Source organism: Sinomonas terricola (assembly GCF_034931225.1).
Taxonomy (GTDB): domain Bacteria; phylum Actinomycetota; class Actinomycetes; order Actinomycetales; family Micrococcaceae; genus Sinomonas; species Sinomonas terricola.
Map to the genome: position 1 here is coordinate 213,499 of NZ_JAYGGQ010000004.1, position 17,143 is coordinate 230,641.

Consider the following 17,143-nt stretch of genomic DNA (forward strand, 5'->3'; position numbering starts at 1 on the left):
AATTTCGTTCAATCAGTTTTCTCCATTTAGCAAGTCCTCCGCATTGAAGAGAACACTTTAGGATTTGCTTATGGATGTCCGGCAGCTGCAGATCCTTCGCGAGCTCGGGGAACTCGGGAGCGTCAAGGCCGTTGCGGAGGAACTACTCGTCACGCCGTCCGCGGTGTCGCAGCAGCTCGCTCTCCTGACCCGCAGCGCGGGGGTGCCCCTCACGCGCAAGGAGGGCCGCAACCTCGTCCTCACCGACGCCGGCAAGGTGCTCGCCGAGGCGGGCGGCGCCGTCGTCCGCGCGATGGCCGACGCACGCGCCGCCATCGGCGCCTACCACGAGGATCCGGCCGGGACGGTCTCGGTGAGCGCATTCCATTCGGCGGGGCAAGCTCTGTTCGGGCGGCTCATCGCGCGCCTCGCCGCAGGGAAGGACGACGACGGTACCGCCCCGCGCCTCAGGCTCGCCGACGAAGACGTCCCCCAGCACAGCTTCCCAGCGCTCACAGCACGATACGACCTCGTGCTCGCGCACCGGATGGCGCACAGCGAGGCGTGGCCGACCGACCGGCTCGTCGTGGTGCCCCTCGTGCGCGAGCCCTTCGACGTCGCGGTCCCGGTGGGCCACCCGCTCGGCGAGAGGACTTCGCTCACGCCCGAGGAGGTCGCGCGCGAGGCCTGGGTCTCAAGCCGTCCGGGCTACTCCCCCGCGGACGTGCTCGCTGCGATCGGCGCCGTCGCGAGCCATGCGCCCGAGGTGGCCCACCGGATCAACGACTACTCGACGGTCGCGGCCGTCGTCGCGGGCGGAGGGGTGCTCGGGCTGCTGCCCCGGTACACCGCCGCGATCGGGCTGCCGCCCGGCGTCGTCCTCCGCCCCCTCGAAGGCATTGCGACGCGAAGGAGCATCGACCTGCTCGTGCGCCCCGAGAACGCGCGACGACGCTCAGTGCAGATCGTAGCTGAGGCGCTGCGCGCGCTCATCGACGAACTCGTCGAGGCCGCCGAAAACCGCGGCCACGACCGCTGACCTCAGCTCAGGACGTGCTCGACGGGGACGCCTGCGTGCTCGGCTTCGTGCTGCCAGGGGGCGCCGGCTTGGACGACGGCGAGCCTGGCTGCCCCTTCTCGCGATGTTGGCCCGGGGCCTGGTGCATCATGCGTGTGAACGGACCCTTCTTGACCTGTTCGGCGACGAAATCGCTGCCGGACTGCTCGGCGCGGACCAAGATCGTGTCGCCCTTCGCGACGTCGCCGGGCTTGATCGGGGCGCCCCGCGGCTGGTTCTGTCCGAAGAACTTCGTCGAGGTGTTGAGGACGTAAGTCTGGGTGAAGCCGTCGTCGCTCTTGACTGTGACCTTCGTGTCACTCACGTCGGTGACCGTTCCGCGCTGGACGAAGATCGTCTGAATTGTGCCGTCTGGCTTCTTGACGGTCATCTGGCCGTGGAGCGTTTCGGCGCCGACTTGGCCCGCGCCCGGCTTGCCGAGGTGCTTGCCCGGGTGCGGGCTCGCCGACGCGCTCGCGCTCGCGCTCGGCGTCGCGCTGCCCGTCGCGTCGGCTGCCCACACCGCCGCGCCTCCCGCCCCGGCCAAGCCGAGGGCGACCACTCCGATGACCAAGCCGCGCCGGAATCGCCGCGGCGGAAGCTGCGAGGTGGGCGGCCTCGGGGGAACCGGAGGAAGGGGCGGGAACGTGTTGCTCATGACTCCATCATCGCGCGACACGCCGAGGCCGGCGCCAATCCTCAGGCATTCGGAGGCGGATTCACAGGCTTGTCAAAGTCGCGGCGCGATCAGTTCTCGAAGAGGCAGAAGGGATGCCCCGCCGGGTCGAAGAAGACGATGACGTCGTCCTGCGGCTGATGCCCGGCCCGCTTCGCGCCGCACTCCCTCGCGTGCGCGGCGGCCCTCTCGAGGTCGTCGACCCTGAGGTCGAGGTGCATCATCATCTGCTGCTCCCCCGGCTTCTCGGGCCAGACCGGCCGCTTGTAGTCCTCTTCGAACTGGAACGAGAGCTTCGGGCCGCCCGCGGGGTTCACGACGGTGGCCCATTCGCGTTCGTCGTCGCCGAGCTCCCAGCCGAGCAGGTTCGCGTAGAACCGCGCGAGCTGCTGTGGATCGGGGGCGCCGAGGACGGTTGCGTGGAGACTGATCGGGGTCTTCATGCGCTCAGAGTAGGACGACAGCGGGCCGCGCCGGGAGGGCTCGCAGGCTCGCGCTGGCCGCGCGTCACAGCATGAGTGCTGCTTCGCCGCTATTGGGCTGCTGCCCCGCAGCACATTTGCGGGGAAGCGGCACCGGTGCTCATGCCCGGGGAAGCTAAGGGCCGCGGGGATCCGGATGGAGCCCCGCGGCCCTGCGACCGCTGGTCTTGGCCTACGCCTCGACGCCGAGCCTCTCGAGGATGAGCTCCTTCACGCGGCCGGCGTCGGCCTGGCCACGGGTGGCCTTCATGACGGCGCCAACGATCGCGCCGACCGCCTGAACTTTGCCGCCCCGGATCTTGTCGGCGACATCGGGCTGCGCCGCGAGGGCGGCGTCGATCGCCTCGAGGAGGGGGCCGTCGTCGGACACGAGCACGAGCCCGCGGGCCTCCATGACCTGGGTGGGCATCCCCTCGCCGGCGATGACGCCGTCGAGCACCTGCCCTGCCATCTTGTTGTTGAGCTTGCCGTCCTCGACGAGGCCGTTGAGCTCGACGATGGCCGCGGGGCTCACGCCCAGCTCGGCGGGGTCGACATCGGCGACCTTCGCCCGGCCCACGATCTCCCCCATCCACCATTTGCGCGCGGCGGCAGGGGTCGCGCCAGCCGCAATGGTCTCCTCGATCGAGTCCATAACCCCCGCGTTGACGACGTCGCGGAACTCCGGATCGGAGTAGCCCCACGCGGCCTTGAGGCGCTTGCGGCGCTCGGCTGGGGGCTCCGGGAGCTGGGCGCGGAGCGACTCGACCCACTCGCGGGTGGCGACGATCGGAACCAGATCGGGCTCTGGGAAGTAGCGGTAGTCGTCGGCGTCGCTCTTGGGGCGGCCCGCCGTCGTCGTCCGCGTGTCCTCGTGCCAGTGGCGCGTCTCCTGGGTGACCGGCCGCCCGGCCGCGAGGACGGCGGCGTGGCGCTGGATCTCGAAGCGGACCGCGTGCTCAACCGAGCGCAGCGAGTTGACGTTCTTCGTCTCCGAGCGGATGCCGAACTTCGTGGCACCCTTCGGCATGAGCGAGACGTTCGCGTCGCAGCGGACGTTGCCGCGCTCCATGCGGGCGTCGGAGACGCCGAGGTTCTTCACGATCTCGCGGATCGCGGCGACGTACGCGCGCGCGAGCTCGGGAGCGCGGCGGCCGGCACCCACGATCGGCTTCGTGACGATCTCGACGAGCGGCACGCCCGCGCGGTTGTAGTCCACAAGCGAGTAGTCGGCGCCCTGGATGCGGCCAGCGGCGCCGCCGAGGTGGGTGAGCTTGCCCGCGTCCTCCTCCATGTGCGCGCGCTCGATCTCGACGCGGAACACCTCGCCGTCCTCGAGCTCGATGTCGATCCAGCCGTTGTGGGCGATCGGCTCGTCGTACTGCGAGGTCTGGAAGTTCTTCGGCGTGTCCGGGTAGAAGTAGTTCTTCCGGGCGAAGCGGCAGTTCTCGGCGATCTCGCAGTTGAGCGCGAGGCCTATCTTGATCGAGGACTCGACGGCGGCCTTGTTCACGACCGGGAGGACGCCGGGCATGCCGAGGTCGACCTCGTTGACGTTCGTGTTCGGGTCGTCGCCGAAGACGTTCGGTGCCGAGGAGAACATCTTGGTCTTCGTGTTGAGCTCGACGTGGACCTCGAAGCCGAGGACCGGATCGAACTGCTCCATGGCCTCGTCGAAGGTCAGGACTGCGTCACTCATTACTTCACCTCTCCGAGAGCCGTGGCCTGGCTGCCGAGCGCGGGAGCCTTCGCGAGCAGCGGGCCGCCCCACTGCGCTTCGAGGAGCGACTCGAGCGCGGCGCCCACACGGTACAGGCGGGCATCCTCGCGCGCCGGCGCGAGGAGCTGGATCCCGACCGGTAGGCCGTCCTCGTCCGCGAGGCCACCCGGGAGGGACAGGCCGGGGACGCCCGCGAGGTTCGCGGGGATCGTCGCGACGTCATTGAGGTACATCGCCAGGGGATCGTCGAGCTTCTCGCCGAGCTTGAACGCCGTCGTGGGCGCCGTCGGGGAGATGAGCACGTCCGCCTGCGCGAACGCGGCGTCGAAGTCGCGCTGGATCAGGGTGCGCACCTTCTGCGCCGAGCCGTAGTAGGCGTCGTAATAGCCAGCCGAAAGTGCGTACGTGCCGAGGATGATGCGGCGCTTCGCCTCGTCGCCGAAGCCGGCCGCACGCGTCGCGCCCATGACGCGCTCGATGGTCAGCGGGCCGTCCTTCGGCAGGACGCGCAGGCCGTAGCGCACGCCGTCGAACTTCGCGAGGTTCGAGGAGACCTCGGACGGCATGATGAGGTAGTACGCGCCGAGAGCGTACTTGAAGTTCGGGCACGACACCTCGACAATCTGCGCGCCCGCGCCCCGGAGCAGCTCGACGGCGTCGCGGAAGCGGGCCTCGACGCCGGCCTGGTAGCCCTCGCCGCCGAGCTCCTTGACGACGCCGATGCGCAGGCCCTCGACGCTCCCGTTGCGGGCCGCGGCGACGAGCGTGTCGAACGGATCGGTGAGCGAGGTCGAATCGAACGGGTCGTGGCCGCCGATGAGCTCCTGGAGGAGCGCGGCGTCGAGCACCGACCGCGAGACGGGGCCGATCTGGTCGAGGCTCGAGGCCATCGCGATCGCGCCGTAGCGGGACACCGCGCCATAGGTGGGCTTGACGCCGACGGTTCCGGTGACGGCGCCGGGCTGGCGGATCGAGCCGCCCGTGTCCGTGCCAAGGGCAAGCGGCGCCTCGAACGCGGCGACGGCGGCCGCGGAGCCACCGCCCGAGCCGCCCGGAATGCGGTCGAGGTCCCACGGGTTGCGAGTCGGGCCGAACGCCGAGTGCTCCGTCGAGGAGCCCATCGCGAACTCGTCGAGGTTCGTCTTGCCGAGGATCGGGAGCTTCGCGGCCCGGATCTTCTTGATGACCGTCGCGTCGTAGGGGCTCATCCAGCCCTCGAGGATGCGTGAGCCCGCCGTCGTCGGCTGCCCGACCGTGACGATCAGGTCCTTGATCGCGATGGGGACACCCGCGAGCGGATGGAGGGCTTCGGCGTCGTCCCCGCCGTTCGCACGGGTCGCGTCGACTTCGCGGGCGACGGCGAGCGCCTCCTCCGTGTTGACGTGCAGGAAGGCATGGACTCCTCGGTCCCCACCGTCGATCTCGGCGATGCGGTCGAGGTGCGCCTGCGTGACCTCCTCGGAGGAGACCTCCCGGGCGGACAGCTTCTCGGCCAGCTGCGCGGCCGTGCTCGTGATCAGCTCGCTCATGGGGGCGCTCACTCCTCGTCCAGGATGGCCGGGACCTTGAATCGGTCGTCTTCGGAGTCGGGGGCGCCCGAGAGCGCCGCCTCGGGCGTGAGGACGTGACCCACGACGTCCTCGCGGAACACGTTGCTGAGCGCGATCGGGTGCGACGTGGCCGGGACGTCGGGCCCCGCGACCTCGCTCACCGACTTGACGGCGTCGACGATGTGGGCGAGCTCGCCCGCCATCTTGTCGAGTTCCTCTGGGCTCATCTCGATGCGCGCGAGCTGCGCAAGGTGCGCAACGTCGTCGCGCGTGATCTCGGCCATGGGTCTCCCCTGTGCGGTGGATAGGTATCGCCGTCCAGTCTAGTGCGGCGAGGCGGGCGACGGCGGCGGGCGGCTCGCGCGAAACACCTTCCCGTGCGAGCCACACTCCGGAGAGGCACTCGGGTGTCTTGCGAGGCCTGCCGGGTTAACATCCTGTTTCGGCACTAGTTAACATCTTTGGCCGACACGCTGATCCTACTTCCTTGCAAACACTGGGATGCACGGGGGAAGATGGAAAATGTTCCGCCTCCCTGGTGCAAATCTGGAGAATTTTTGCTGCCCATCAGCTTTCCCGACTTCCCCTTCAACTCGCCCCTCGCCAAAACCATCATCGAACTCGAGAGGGTTCGTGGAGATCTCGGGCTGGGGACAACGCATCCGGCTCTCTTCGAGCAGCTACGCTCAATGGTCCAGCTGATGTCGACGATCACAAGCGCCCGAATCGAGGGCAACCGCACCTCGATCGTCGATGCCGTCGCGGGAGTTGCACGCTCACGGCGCCTCGATGGGATGCGGCAGTCTGACCAAGTGCAGGAGATCGTCCAGCTGCACGCGGCCACTGCCTTCGTTGACGAAACAATCAGCACAGGAACGCCGCTCACCCATGCCTTGGTGCGCGAGCTGCACCGCGTCAGTGTCGAAGGGCTTCAGCGCGAGGGCGATCGAACACCGGGATCGTATAGGACTGGAGACGTGTCCATCAGCGGGTCGCGACACGCACCTCCTGGCCCGAACAGTGTCCATGGAGACATGACGGAATTGCTTGAGTTCCTCAACCGCGACGTCGACCGAAGTCTCCAATTGCTCAAGATCGCTATCGCGCACCACCGCTTCGTATGGATCCATCCGTTTGGCAACGGGAACGGCCGAGTGGGCCGTCTTCTGACCTACGCCGCGATGCGCCGTGAGGGCTTCACCGATGACTCTGGATACCGAGTACTCAACCCAACAGCCGTGTTTGGCGCCAACCGCGCGCTCTACTACGAGCGCCTTGAAGATGCTGATTCTCTGGCACCGGATGCCATCATCAGGTGGTGCGAGTACGTTCTCAACGGACTCGTTGACGATCTGGAACGAATGCGGCGGCTGAGCCAGAGCGAGTTCGTAACGCAGGGCGTCCTCTTGCCCTCGATCCGTCGGGGGCTTCGCAGCGCCCAGTTCGATCAGGCCGATGCGCACGCCTTGGCAATCATCGCGGAGCGGCTCGAGGCGAAGTCGGCGGATCTGGAACCGGCTTACCCCGGCAGCAGTACTTGGCGAAGCAAGAAAATCCGCACCTTGCTGGATCGGGGCCTCATCGAACCTGTCACCGAGGGCGGTCGAATCTACCGACTCCGGCTCGCGCCGAGTGAGCTCACCCCTCTCGTGTTCCGGCAGCTTGATGACATTCGGTTCCTGCCGAGGATTCTCCGCGACGAGTAATGCCGCGATATCGAAACGCCCCCGGTTTCGGAATCTGCCCTGCGCCGAAGCGCGAGGAGAATTCCGAAACCGGGGGCGGAGATACACCCGCGGGAGGTGGCCGCCAAACGGAGCCGGGCTACCCGATCCCGATGACCCCGATCAGCATCGCCACCGCGAGCATCACGAGCGAGATCACGGCCGTGCGCCACAGGACGAGCTTGTGGTGGTCGCCGAGCTCGACCTTCGAGAGGGAGACGAGCAGGAGAATCGCCGGGACGAGCGGGCTCTGGAGGTGGAACGGCTGGCCCGTGATGGAGGCCCGCGCCATCTCTGCGGCGCCGACGCCGTAGTGCCCGGCGGTCTCGGACAGGATCGGCAGGACGCCGAAGTAGAACGCGTCGTTGCTCATGAAGAACGTCATGGGGATGGACAGGATGCCCGTGATGACGGCCATGAACGGGCCCGCATCAGCAGGGATGATCGAGACGAGCCACGAGGACATCTCCTGCACGATCGTCGTCCCGTTGATCTTGCCCGTGAGCACGCCCGTGAGGACCGCGGCGGCCATGACCATCGAGACGACGGCAACGATCGACGGCGCGTGCGCCACGAGCTGCGCGGCCTGATCCTTGACCCGCGGGAAATTGACGACCAGCGCGACAGCGGCGCCCACCATGAACACGTAGGGCAGGGGCAGCACGTTCGCGACGAGGAGCACCATGATGCCGACGGTCAGGGCGAGGTTGAACCAGAACAGCTTCGGGCGGAGGGTCGTGCGCGTCGGGTCGAGGGCGGTGCCGGCCATGGACTCGTTCTCGATGGTGTGCACGACGGCGGGTGCGTCGGCGAGCGCGAGCCCGCCAGCCGGCGTCGTCCGCCTGCCGCCGGAGGCACCGCCCGAGCCGAACCCGGTGAAGCCCGAGCCGCCCGGGCCCCACACCTCGGGGCGCTCGACGGCGAGGCGGCGACGCTCGCGGAGACCGAGGCGCCACGCGAAGAGGAACACGAGCACGAGGCCTGCGAGGAGGGACGGGATCATGGGCACGAAGACGTCGTTGACGTCGATCTTGAGCGCCGCCGCGGCGCGCGCGGTCGGCCCGCCCCACGGGAGGATGTTCATGGTGCCGTTCGCGAGGCCCGCGACACACGTGAGCACGACGGGGCTCAAGCCGAGCCGCAGGTAGACGGGGAGCATCGCGGCGGTCGTGAGGATGAACGTCGTCGAGCCGTCGCCGTCGAGGGAGACGGCGGCCGCGAGCAGCGCGGTGCCGAGGACCACCTTGGCCGGGTCGTTGCCGAGCTTGCGGAGGATGAACCTCACAAGCGGGTCGAAGAGCCCGACGTCGATCATGAGCCCGAAGTAGATGATCGCGAACATGAGCAGCGCGGCCGTCGAGGCCATGGACTTCATCGAGGTGAGGACCATGTCCCCGATGCCGAGGCCCGCGCCGGCGAACAGGCCGAAGATGGTGGGCACGATGATGAGTGCGAGCACCGGGGTGAGCTTCTTGGTCATGATGAGCACCATGAACGCGGCGATCATCGCGAAGCCGAGCAGTACCAGCATCGCTGGCTCCTCTCTGTGAACGGCATCACTCCGGTGTGATGCGCGCTACAGAACGTAGTCGCGAAGCGGTGCCCGGCCGGGGTTTGCCCGGCTTGATCGAACTAGTGCGCATTCTTCACGTTCTGCGCATTCTGCGCACACTTAGCATGGGCAGATGAGCACGACGACGGCGCGCGCCCACCGCTTCCCGCGGGCCCTGCGAGGACCCCGCTTCTCGACGCGGATTCTCCTGCTCCAGCTCGGCGCCGTGGGCCTCGCCGTCGTCCTCGCGGCGGGCGCGCACCTCTGGCTTGCGTACGAGCGGCTCTGGTCCGAAGCCGAGGACAACGCGCTCACCCTCGCGCGCGCGGTTGCGGCCGATCCGGGCCTTCGCCGCGAAGTCGCCGCCATCGCGGCCGAGGACGGCACTCCCCCGCCCGGGCAGCTGGCCGCAGGGCCGATCATGGCCGCCGCCGAGGCCGCCCGCGCCCGCACGGGCGCGCTCTTCGTCGTCGTGACCGACGAGGAAGGCCTCCGCCTCGCCCACCCCGACCCCGCGCGGCTCGGCGAGCGCGTGAGCACGGCTCCCGACGTCGCCCTCGCGGGCCGCGAGGAGACGGCGCGCAATACGGGCACGCTCGGCCCCTCGGCCGGCGCGAAAGTCCCGGTCTACGCGCCCGACGGCGCACCCCAGCCTGCGGGCACCGTCGTGGGCGAGGTGAGCACGGGTTTCGGGCGATCGAGCGTCGTCGACGGCCTCGGCGGCGACGCGCTCGCGATCGCCGGCACGGCGACCCTCGCTCTCTCGGCGGGGACGCTCGCCTCGCTCGCGCTCCGACGGCGCCTCGCCCACCTCACGCTCGGGCTCGAGCCCGAGGAGATCGGCACGCTCGTCCAGGACCAGGAGGCCGTGCTGCGCGGCATCGACGAGGGCGTCATCGGCATCTCCCGCACGGGCCGGGTCACGGTCGTGAATGACGCCGCCCGCCGCCTCCTCGGCAACGCGCCCGACTTCACGGGCGCCGGCTGGGCGGCCGCGCCCGTGCCCGCGGCTCTCCGTTCCCTCACGGGGGCAAAGGCCGACGACGACGGTGCGGGCCGCGAGTTCGTCGCCGGAGAGCGGGTCCTCGTCGCAAGCTCCCGCCGTGTCGTGCACGGGAAGCAGGAGCTCGGCTGGGTCGTCACGCTGAGGGACCGCACGGAGCTCCAGCGGCTCACGCGCCAGCTCGACGCCGTCGGGGCGCTCACCGAGGCGCTGCGCGCGCAGCGGCACGAGTTCAGCAACCAGCTCCACACCGTCGCGGGGCTCCTCGCGATGGGCCACACGGACCAGGCCCGCGAGTACCTGGGGCGACTCGCAGCGTCCGGGCCGCTCGACTATCCCCTCGAACAGGCCGAGCTGCTCGGCGACCCCACGCTCCAGGCGTTCCTCGGGGCCAAGGGCATCGAGGCGGCCGAACGCGGGGTGGAGCTGCGGCTCGGCGCCGAGACCTTCGTGCGCAGGCCCGTACCCGCGCCGCAGGACGTCACGACCGTTCTCGGCAACCTCGTCGACAACGCCGTGCGGGCCGCCGTCGCCGGCTCCCCGGACGAGCGCGGAGGGCGCTGGGTCGAGGTCGAACTGCTCGACGACGGGCCGACGCTCCACATCGTCGTCGCCGATTCGGGAGATGGACTCGGCGGGGCTCCGCACGAGCGGATCTTCGAGCCCGGGTACACGACGGCCCCCGCCGCTGGAGCGGGCGCGGGCGGCGAGAGCTGGCCACCCGTCGGTCGAGACGTGGCCACGGGTCCGGAGGGGACGAGTGGCCACGTTTCGCCGAACGAGTGGCCAGATCCCGGCGCCGAGACTCCACCGGGCGGCGTCGCGAGCCTCGAGCCGGCCTCGGGGCACGGGCTCGGCCTCCCGCTTGCCCGCCAGCTCGCACGACGGCGCGACGGCGACGTGTGGGTCATCTCGCCGGGCCGCGCTGGCGGGCCGGGCGCCGTCTTCGGGGCGCGCGTCGTCGGCCGCACGCGGGGAATTGCGCAGGACACGCGGGGAATCGCGCAGGAAGGGACGGCCCCGTGAACGACTACAGGGTGCTCATCGTCGACGACGACTTCCACGTCGCGCGACTCCACGCCGCGTACGTCGACGCCGTGCCGGGGTTCGCGGCCCTCACACCCGTCGGGACCGCGGCCCTCGCGCTCCAGACGATCCACGCGCTCAAGCCCGATCTCGTGCTCCTCGACGTGTACCTCCCCGACATGTCCGGCCTCGACGTGCTGCGCGGCCTCGACGTTGACGCGCTCATGCTCACGGCCGCCGCGGAACCCGAATCGTTCCGGGCCGCCCTGCGCCGCGGCGCCCTCGGCTACCTCCTCAAGCCGTTTTCGGCGGAAGACCTCGAGGCCGTGCTGCGCGGCTATGCGCGCTTCCGGCGGCTGCTGGCAAACCCCGGCACCCTGGATCAGAGCGCCGTCGACCGCGCCCGCCGCGCGCTCCTTGGCGCGCGCGACGCCGCGGCACCGAGCCGGGCACGCTCAGGCACCGAAGCCGCCGTGCTCGACGCCCTCGCCTCGGGCGAGCTGCTCTCGGCCGCCGAGGTGGCCGCCGTCGTCGGCGTCTCCCGGGCCACGGCTCAGCGGTACCTCTCCGCGCTCGCGGACGACGGCTCGGTCGAGATCCAGCTCCGCTACGGCGCGACGGGGCGGCCCGAGCACCGCTACGGGCTCAACGGCTGAGGCAAGCCTGCGGTCTACGCGGCGGCGCCGCGGCCGCGGCTCTCAAGGCGTTCCTTGAGGTTCCGGGCGCTCTTGGGGGCCTCCTTCGCCGCCATCCGGCGGATGGCGAGCACAAGCAGACTGCCCAGCCCGCGACCCGTGAAGTCGAGGGACAGCGTGACCCGCGAGCGCTGGCCGTCGCCGATCGGCTCGACGGTGACCTCCGCCAGCAGGCAGAATGGCCCGCCGACGGTGCGCGCGGCCCATTTTCTGGGGGCGTCGATGCGGGTGATCTCCTGCGTCGTCGTCCGCTGCATGCGGCCCACCCGGCGGGTCGTCATGAACCGGGAGCCCACGCCCCGCGGATCCGCATCGTCGAAGCGCACGCTCACGACGTCGAACTGCCACTCGGGGAACCGCGACGGGTCGGTTGTATACGCGAACACCTCCTCCGGAGGACGCCCGATATCGATGGTCGAGATGATCGGTGCCATGTCAACCCCTCCTTTGGGTCGCTCTGATACAAGAGTGACCCCATTCGGGCGGCAAGTGTGACAGTCAGAGCACCTTCCGGTAGACCGGGAGCCAGATATCGGTTCCCGGGATCGGCCAGTCCCGTTCTGGCGCGCGCTCGTAGCCGAGGCGCGGGTAGAGGGCATTGGGGCCCTCCCAGTCCTTGCCAGTTGTGAGGACGACGGCGCCCGCCCCCGCGCGTCTGGCCCTCGCCTCGACTTCGGCCACGAGCGCGCTGCCTGCGCCCGAGCGCTGGACCGTGGGGTCGACGACAAGGAGGCGGAACTCGTATTCGCCCTCGCGAGCCACCTGCTCGAATCCGTCGCCGTGCGCCATGACCGTGACCGAGCCGATGATGCGGCCGTCCCGCTCGGCGACGAGGACTGTGCCGCGGGCCGCGCGATAGGCGACGTCGGAGACCTGCCGCAGGTAAGGATGCTCGTGGCTCTCGAAATACCCGGCCCCGAGATAGGCCTCGCGCGTGATGCGGGCGATCTCCGGGTAGTCGCTCTCGAGCGCGTCCCGGATCGTGAGGAGCGCCGTCATAGGAGCGGGAACCGCCCCGAGAACTCGATGCCGCCCGCGCACGTCCACGAGGCGAGGCGCTCGGCGTCGCTCGGGCCGCCGTCGAGAGGGCTCGTGAGCTGGGGCCGCCGGACCCAGCAGCCCGCCTCCTCGGCGATGAGCGCACCCGCGGCAAAGTCGTGCTCGTTGAGCCCGCGCTCGCCGTACGCGTCGTGCGTGCCGTCGGCGACCAGGCACAGGTCGAGCGCGGCCGAGCCGAGCCGCCGCATGTCCCCGAACCCGTCCATGAGCTGCGGAAGGAAGCGGGCCTGGTCGCGGCGGATCGCCGGGTCGTAGCTGAAGCCCGTCGCGATGATCGCGGATCCGGCGGCGTCCCGCCCCGGCACCGGGCCGTCGAGCTGGCGCGGCGCACCGCCGTCATCGCTCCGGAACGCGCCTGAACCGCGTCCGGCCCAGTATTCGCGGCGCAGCGCGGGGGCATGGACGACGCCGGCGAGCCAGCGGCCGCTCGCATCGGCGACGGCGACGCTCGTCGCGTAGTAGACGATGTCGCGGATGAAATTCGTCGTGCCGTCCAGCGGGTCGATCGACCAGCGGAAGCCGCTCGGCTCCGACGCGCGCGTGGTGCCCTGCTCCTCGCCCGTGACGATGTCATGGGGCCGCTCGGCCCCAAGGACCTCGCGCACGGCCAGCTCCGCCGCGACGTCGAACTCGGTGACCCAGTCGCTTCCCGAGCTCTTCGTCTCCTGGCCCAGGCGGGCGCCGTCGCGCGTGGCGAGGACAGCGGCGCCCGCGGCCGCGGCCCTGCGGGCCGTCCCGAGGAGCTCGGCGAGGAATTCGGTGCTGTAGCCGTCCACGGTCACTGCGCCTCGTCCGCCTCGGCCGCGAGTGCCGCCGCCTCGGGCCCGTCGGCTGCCTTGGGCTCGTCGGCTGCCCCCGCGGCGACGTCGCCCTCCCCTGCGCCGTCGCCCTCCGCTGCGCCGAACGCCGCAGGGCCCTCGGCGAGGAGCTTCCGGAACCCGTCCTCGTCGAGGACGGGAACGCCGAGCGACTCGGCCTTGTCGAGCTTCGAGCCGGCGTTCTCCCCCGCGACCACGAAGTCGGTGTTCTTGGAGACCGATCCGGCCGCCTTCCCTCCGCGCAGGATGATCGCCTCCTTCGCCTCGTCCCGGCTGAAGCTGTCGAGCGATCCGGTGACGACGACCGTAAGGCCCTCGAGGGTCCGTGGCGTGGAGCCGTGCTGCTCGTCCCTCATCTTGACGCCGGCGGCCTTCCAGCGGTCCACTATCTCGCGATGCCAGTCCTCGGCGAACCACTCGATGAGCGCATCGGCGATGATCGGGCCCACGCCGTCGACATCGGCGAGCTGCTCGCGCGCATCCGGTGCGTCGAGGACCGCACGCAGGGCGTCCATCGAGCCGTAGCGGGTCGCTAGCGCGCGGGACGCCGTCGGACCGACATGCCTGATGGACAGGGCGACGAGCACGCGCCACAGCGGCTGGGACTTGGCCTTCTCGAGCTCGCGGAAGAGCTTCTCGGTGTTGGCGGTCGGCTTGGAGGGAGTCTTGGCGGTCGGCTTCGTCCAGAAGTACGGGACGAGCTCCCACTCCCCCGTGCCGACTCCCTTCGAGCGCTTCTCGCGGCGGATCATGACGTCGCGCAAGTCCTCGGGGGCGAGGTCGAAGATTCCGGCCTCGTTCTCGAGCGGGGCCACCTCAGGCGCGGCGGGCTGCGTCAGGGCGATGGCCGCCTCCCAGCCGAGCGCCTCGATGTCGAACGCCCCGCGGCCCGCGAGGTGGAAGACGCGCTCACGCAGCTGGGACGGGCACGAGCGGGCGTTCGGGCAGCGGATGTCGACGTCGCCCTCCTTGGCCGGGGCGAGCGGCGTCCCGCAGGATGGGCATTCGGTGGGCATGACGAAGTCGCGCACGGGAGGGACCTGCTGGTCCCTCAGCGCGAGCACGGGCCCGACGATCTCCGGGATGACGTCTCCGGCCTTGCGGAGCACGACGATGTCTCCGATCTTGACGCCCTTGGCCTTGACGACATCCTGGTTGTGGAGCGTGGCCATCTCGACCGTCGACCCCGCGACCTTCGCGGGCACCATGACGCCGAACGGGGTGACCCGGCCCGTGCGCCCCACATTGACCATGATGTCGAGGAGCTTCGTGTGGACCTCCTCGGGCGGGTATTTGAACGCGACGGCCCATCGCGGGACGCGGCTCGTGTGGCCGAGGGCGCGCTGCGTCGCGAAATCGTCGACCTTGATAACGATGCCGTCGATCTCGTGGATGAGACTGTGGCGCTGCTCCCGGAACCTCTCGATGTACGCGAGCACCCCCTCGTAGCTCTCGAGCACCTCGAAGTACGGGCTCGTGGGCAGGCCCCACGACTTGAGCAGCGCATACGTCTCGGCCTGGCTCGTCGCGGCGATCCCCTCGCGGACGCCGACGCCGTGCACGAACATGCTGAGCGGACGCTTCGCCGTCTCGGCCGGGTCCTTCTGCCGCAGCGAACCCGCCGCGGCATTGCGGGGATTGGCGAGCGGCGCCTTTCCGTCCGCGATGAGGGCGTCGTTGAACTCCTGGAAGGCCTTCTGCGGGATATAAACCTCGCCGCGGATCTCGACCTCCTCGGGGTGGCCCTCGCCCGCGAGCCTCCGGGGGATGTCCTTGATCGTGAACACGTTGTGAGTGACGTCTTCACCCGTGCGTCCGTCGCCGCGCGTCGCGGCCCGCACGAGCTCGCCGCGCCGGTAGAGCAGGTTGATGGCGAGGCCGTCGATCTTGAGCTCCGTGAGCCAGCGGACCGGCGGGCGGCCATTCCCGATCGAGGCGATGCTCGCCTCGGCGCGCGAGATCCACGCATTGAGCTCGTCGAGCGAGAAGACGTCTTCGAGGCTGTACATGCGGCTCAGGTGCGTGACCGGGGCGAAGGCCGCCGTCGCCTCGCCGCCGACCTCCTGCGTGGGCGAATCGTTCGAGACGAGCTCCGGGTGCAGGGCCTCGAACTCCTCGAGCTGCCGGAACAGTGCGTCGTACTCGGCGTCCGAGATGACCGGCGCGTCCTCGTTGTAGTACAGCGTCCTGTGGCGGCGGACCTCTTCGGCGAGGGCCTCGTACTCCTCGCGAAGCTTGGCAGACGGGGTTGCAGTCGGGGTCACGGGTTCTGCGGTCACGTGTCCTATCTTGCCCTACCCCTCCGACAAGAGAAGGGTTCCGCGAGCGACGGAGGTGCCCTACCGAACGGGCTGGTAGCGGCAGATCTGGACGCCCGTCGACGACGTCGCCGCGGAGACGAGCTCGAACCGCCGCATCTCGCCATCGGCCGCAAAGAGCGTCTTGCCCCCGCCGAGCGTGACGGGTTCGATCATGAGGATGAGCTCGTCGATGAGCTCGGCCGCGAGCAGCGCGCGAACGACCGAGAGGCTGCCGTAGATGTAGACGTCCCCGCCCTGCCTGCCGCGCAGTTCCGACACGGTGGCCAGAAGGTCCGCGCCGCGGATGACGGTCGTGGGATTCCACGTCAGATCCGCCTCCGAGAGCGAATCGGACACGACGTATTTCTGGGCGCTGTTGATCCAGTCGGCGAACGGGTCGCCCGACCGCTCGGGCCATGCGGCCGACGAGACCTGGTACGTTCGCCGGCCCTGCAGGAGCGCCTCGCTGCGCTCGGCAATCTCTCCGATGACGGAGCCCATCGCCTCCGGGTCGAAGAAGGGCAGCGACCATCCGCCGTGGCGGAAGCCGCCGCTCGGATCCTCCTGCGGGCCCCCGGGGGCCTGCACGACCCCATCCAGGCTCATGAACTCGCTCGCTACGATACGCACGTCCGCCCTCCAGCCCTGCCGGTCAGTACTCGTTCTTGATGACGAAGTACGAGCCGCGGATGGTCCCCGCGAGCCGCGACTTCTGCCTCGCGAACTTGAACTGCGAGGCCAGCTCCTCGGGGACCTCCATCCCGTCGGACAGCTTGAATCCGACCGCACGCTTCCCACCGTCGTCCACGGTGTACATGACGTTGACGGACAGGCCGTTCTCGTAGAACACGTACGCCATGCGGATGTTCTCGACCTGGAACGCCGTCGCTTCGAGCGGAACGGACGAGATGACGAGGTCGCGCTCCTCCTTGAGGATCCGGTGCACCCATTCGATAGTCGCCTGGGCCTCGCCCGCGGGCTCCACGGTGAAGTCGTGGCCGTACTTGTTCTTGAAGTAGCGGGCCTCGTTCGCCCGCAGGCCGGCGAGCGCCGGTGCGACGGGCGACGATTCCAGTCCGACGGTCGAGACGTCGGCGAAATCCACGGTGTAGGTCATGGGCAGGAGGCTACCGCACGTCGCGGACGCACGCTTCCCTCCGACAAGCCGAACACCCCCGGCCGAAGGGCCGAGGGTGTTCGGTGACGCGCGATGAGAGGCGTGGCCTGCCCCGCGCGATCAGAGCGCCGAGGAGACCTGCTCCTGGGCGGCCGCGTTGGTGTTCATGGTGCGCGACGCGTCGCGGAGCTGCTGGATGAGGGTCGTGAGGGACTTGAAGCCCTGCGCCGCCCAGTCCGACTTGAACTTCTGGGCGTCTTGGCCGTCCCAGTTCTCCGGGATGTTGCTGTTGATGAGGGCGTTCAGCTGGTTCTTGATGTTCTCGATCTCACCGGCCTTGCCGTCGAACTGCTTCGCGACACCGCGGAGCTCCGCGACGTTTGCACCCTGACGAATTGCCATGATT

At 69.6% G+C, this 17,143-nt stretch carries 17 protein-coding genes; 4 read left to right on the forward strand and 13 right to left on the reverse strand.

From position 1 onward, the window contains the following. Positions 1-70 precede the first annotated feature (70 nt). A complete protein-coding gene (locus SPF06_RS08085; RefSeq protein WP_323278515.1) occupies positions 71-1,018 on the forward strand; it encodes a LysR family transcriptional regulator in 948 nt (315 codons plus the stop codon). Positions 1,019-1,025: 7 nt separating this feature from the next. Here the strand turns inward: SPF06_RS08085 and SPF06_RS08090 are convergent, their stop codons facing one another. The 5 genes from SPF06_RS08090 to gatC all read right to left on the reverse strand — a co-directional run bounded on the left by SPF06_RS08090 (position 1,026) and on the right by gatC (position 5,727). Then, positions 1,026-1,694: a hypothetical protein gene (locus SPF06_RS08090; protein ID WP_323278516.1), complete on the reverse strand. Its 669-nt coding sequence runs from the start codon at positions 1,692-1,694 to the stop codon at positions 1,026-1,028. Positions 1,695-1,783: 89 nt separating this feature from the next. Further along, complete coding sequence (locus SPF06_RS08095; RefSeq protein WP_323278517.1) at positions 1,784-2,155, reverse strand: VOC family protein; 372 nt, start codon at positions 2,153-2,155, stop codon at positions 1,784-1,786. A gap of 211 nt (positions 2,156-2,366) precedes the next feature. Continuing rightward, the gene (gatB, locus tag SPF06_RS08100; protein ID WP_323278518.1) at positions 2,367-3,872 is read right to left on the reverse strand and encodes an Asp-tRNA(Asn)/Glu-tRNA(Gln) amidotransferase subunit GatB; all 1,506 of its coding nucleotides are present in this window, start codon (positions 3,870-3,872) and stop codon (positions 2,367-2,369) included. Further along, complete coding sequence (gene gatA / locus SPF06_RS08105) at positions 3,872-5,422, reverse strand: Asp-tRNA(Asn)/Glu-tRNA(Gln) amidotransferase subunit GatA (protein WP_323278519.1); 1,551 nt, start codon at positions 5,420-5,422, stop codon at positions 3,872-3,874. The genes gatB and gatA overlap by 1 nt, the downstream gene beginning before the upstream one ends. Positions 5,423-5,430: 8 nt before the next feature. Next, on the reverse strand, positions 5,431-5,727 hold the full coding sequence (gatC, locus tag SPF06_RS08110) for an Asp-tRNA(Asn)/Glu-tRNA(Gln) amidotransferase subunit GatC (protein WP_323278520.1): 297 nt from the start codon (positions 5,725-5,727) through the stop codon (positions 5,431-5,433). Between the two features lie 273 nt (positions 5,728-6,000). On the opposite strand from gatC, the gene SPF06_RS08115 reads away from it, so the two are divergent. After that, positions 6,001-7,149, forward strand: a complete 1,149-nt coding sequence (locus SPF06_RS08115) for a Fic family protein (RefSeq protein WP_323278521.1) — start codon at positions 6,001-6,003, stop codon at positions 7,147-7,149. A gap of 118 nt (positions 7,150-7,267) precedes the next feature. On the opposite strand, the gene SPF06_RS08120 is transcribed toward SPF06_RS08115, so the two are convergent. Beyond that, the gene (locus tag SPF06_RS08120) at positions 7,268-8,698 is read right to left on the reverse strand and encodes a CitMHS family transporter (protein WP_323278522.1); all 1,431 of its coding nucleotides are present in this window, start codon (positions 8,696-8,698) and stop codon (positions 7,268-7,270) included. Between the two features lie 154 nt (positions 8,699-8,852). Between SPF06_RS08120 and SPF06_RS08125 the strand changes: the two genes are divergently transcribed. Together SPF06_RS08125 and SPF06_RS08130 are read left to right on the forward strand one after the other, a co-directional pair. Continuing rightward, on the forward strand, positions 8,853-10,748 hold the full coding sequence (locus SPF06_RS08125; protein ID WP_323278523.1) for a sensor histidine kinase: 1,896 nt from the start codon (positions 8,853-8,855) through the stop codon (positions 10,746-10,748). Further along, complete coding sequence (locus tag SPF06_RS08130; RefSeq protein WP_323278524.1) at positions 10,745-11,404, forward strand: response regulator; 660 nt, start codon at positions 10,745-10,747, stop codon at positions 11,402-11,404. Before SPF06_RS08125 ends, SPF06_RS08130 begins: the two co-directional genes overlap by 4 nt. A 14-nt stretch (positions 11,405-11,418) precedes the next feature. Here the strand turns inward: SPF06_RS08130 and SPF06_RS08135 are convergent, their stop codons facing one another. The 7 genes from SPF06_RS08135 to SPF06_RS08165 form a co-directional block, all read right to left on the reverse strand. Then, positions 11,419-11,877: an SRPBCC family protein gene (locus SPF06_RS08135; RefSeq protein WP_323278525.1), complete on the reverse strand. Its 459-nt coding sequence runs from the start codon at positions 11,875-11,877 to the stop codon at positions 11,419-11,421. Between the two features lie 64 nt (positions 11,878-11,941). Then, a complete protein-coding gene (locus SPF06_RS08140; RefSeq protein WP_323278526.1) occupies positions 11,942-12,442 on the reverse strand; it encodes a GNAT family N-acetyltransferase in 501 nt (166 codons plus the stop codon). Further along, positions 12,439-13,284 (reverse strand): inositol monophosphatase family protein, encoded by an 846-nt coding sequence (locus tag SPF06_RS08145; RefSeq protein WP_428985729.1) that lies wholly within the window; start codon positions 13,282-13,284, stop codon positions 12,439-12,441. Before SPF06_RS08145 ends, SPF06_RS08140 begins: the two co-directional genes overlap by 4 nt. After that, positions 13,281-15,608 carry an NAD-dependent DNA ligase LigA gene (ligA, locus tag SPF06_RS08150; RefSeq protein ID WP_428985733.1) on the reverse strand — a complete coding sequence of 776 codons (2,328 nt, stop codon included), beginning with the start codon at positions 15,606-15,608 and terminating at the stop codon, positions 13,281-13,283. Before ligA ends, SPF06_RS08145 begins: the two co-directional genes overlap by 4 nt. 51 nt (positions 15,609-15,659) lie before the next feature. Continuing rightward, positions 15,660-16,250 carry a dihydrofolate reductase family protein gene (locus tag SPF06_RS08155; protein ID WP_323278529.1) on the reverse strand — a complete coding sequence of 197 codons (591 nt, stop codon included), beginning with the start codon at positions 16,248-16,250 and terminating at the stop codon, positions 15,660-15,662. A 22-nt stretch (positions 16,251-16,272) separates the two neighbouring features. Next, positions 16,273-16,737, reverse strand: coding sequence for a phage tail protein (locus SPF06_RS08160; protein ID WP_323278530.1), 465 nt, complete (start codon positions 16,735-16,737; stop codon positions 16,273-16,275). A 120-nt stretch (positions 16,738-16,857) separates the two neighbouring features. Next, positions 16,858-17,139 (reverse strand): WXG100 family type VII secretion target, encoded by a 282-nt coding sequence (locus SPF06_RS08165; RefSeq protein ID WP_323278531.1) that lies wholly within the window; start codon positions 17,137-17,139, stop codon positions 16,858-16,860. Between the last annotated feature and the right edge of the window lie 4 nt (positions 17,140-17,143).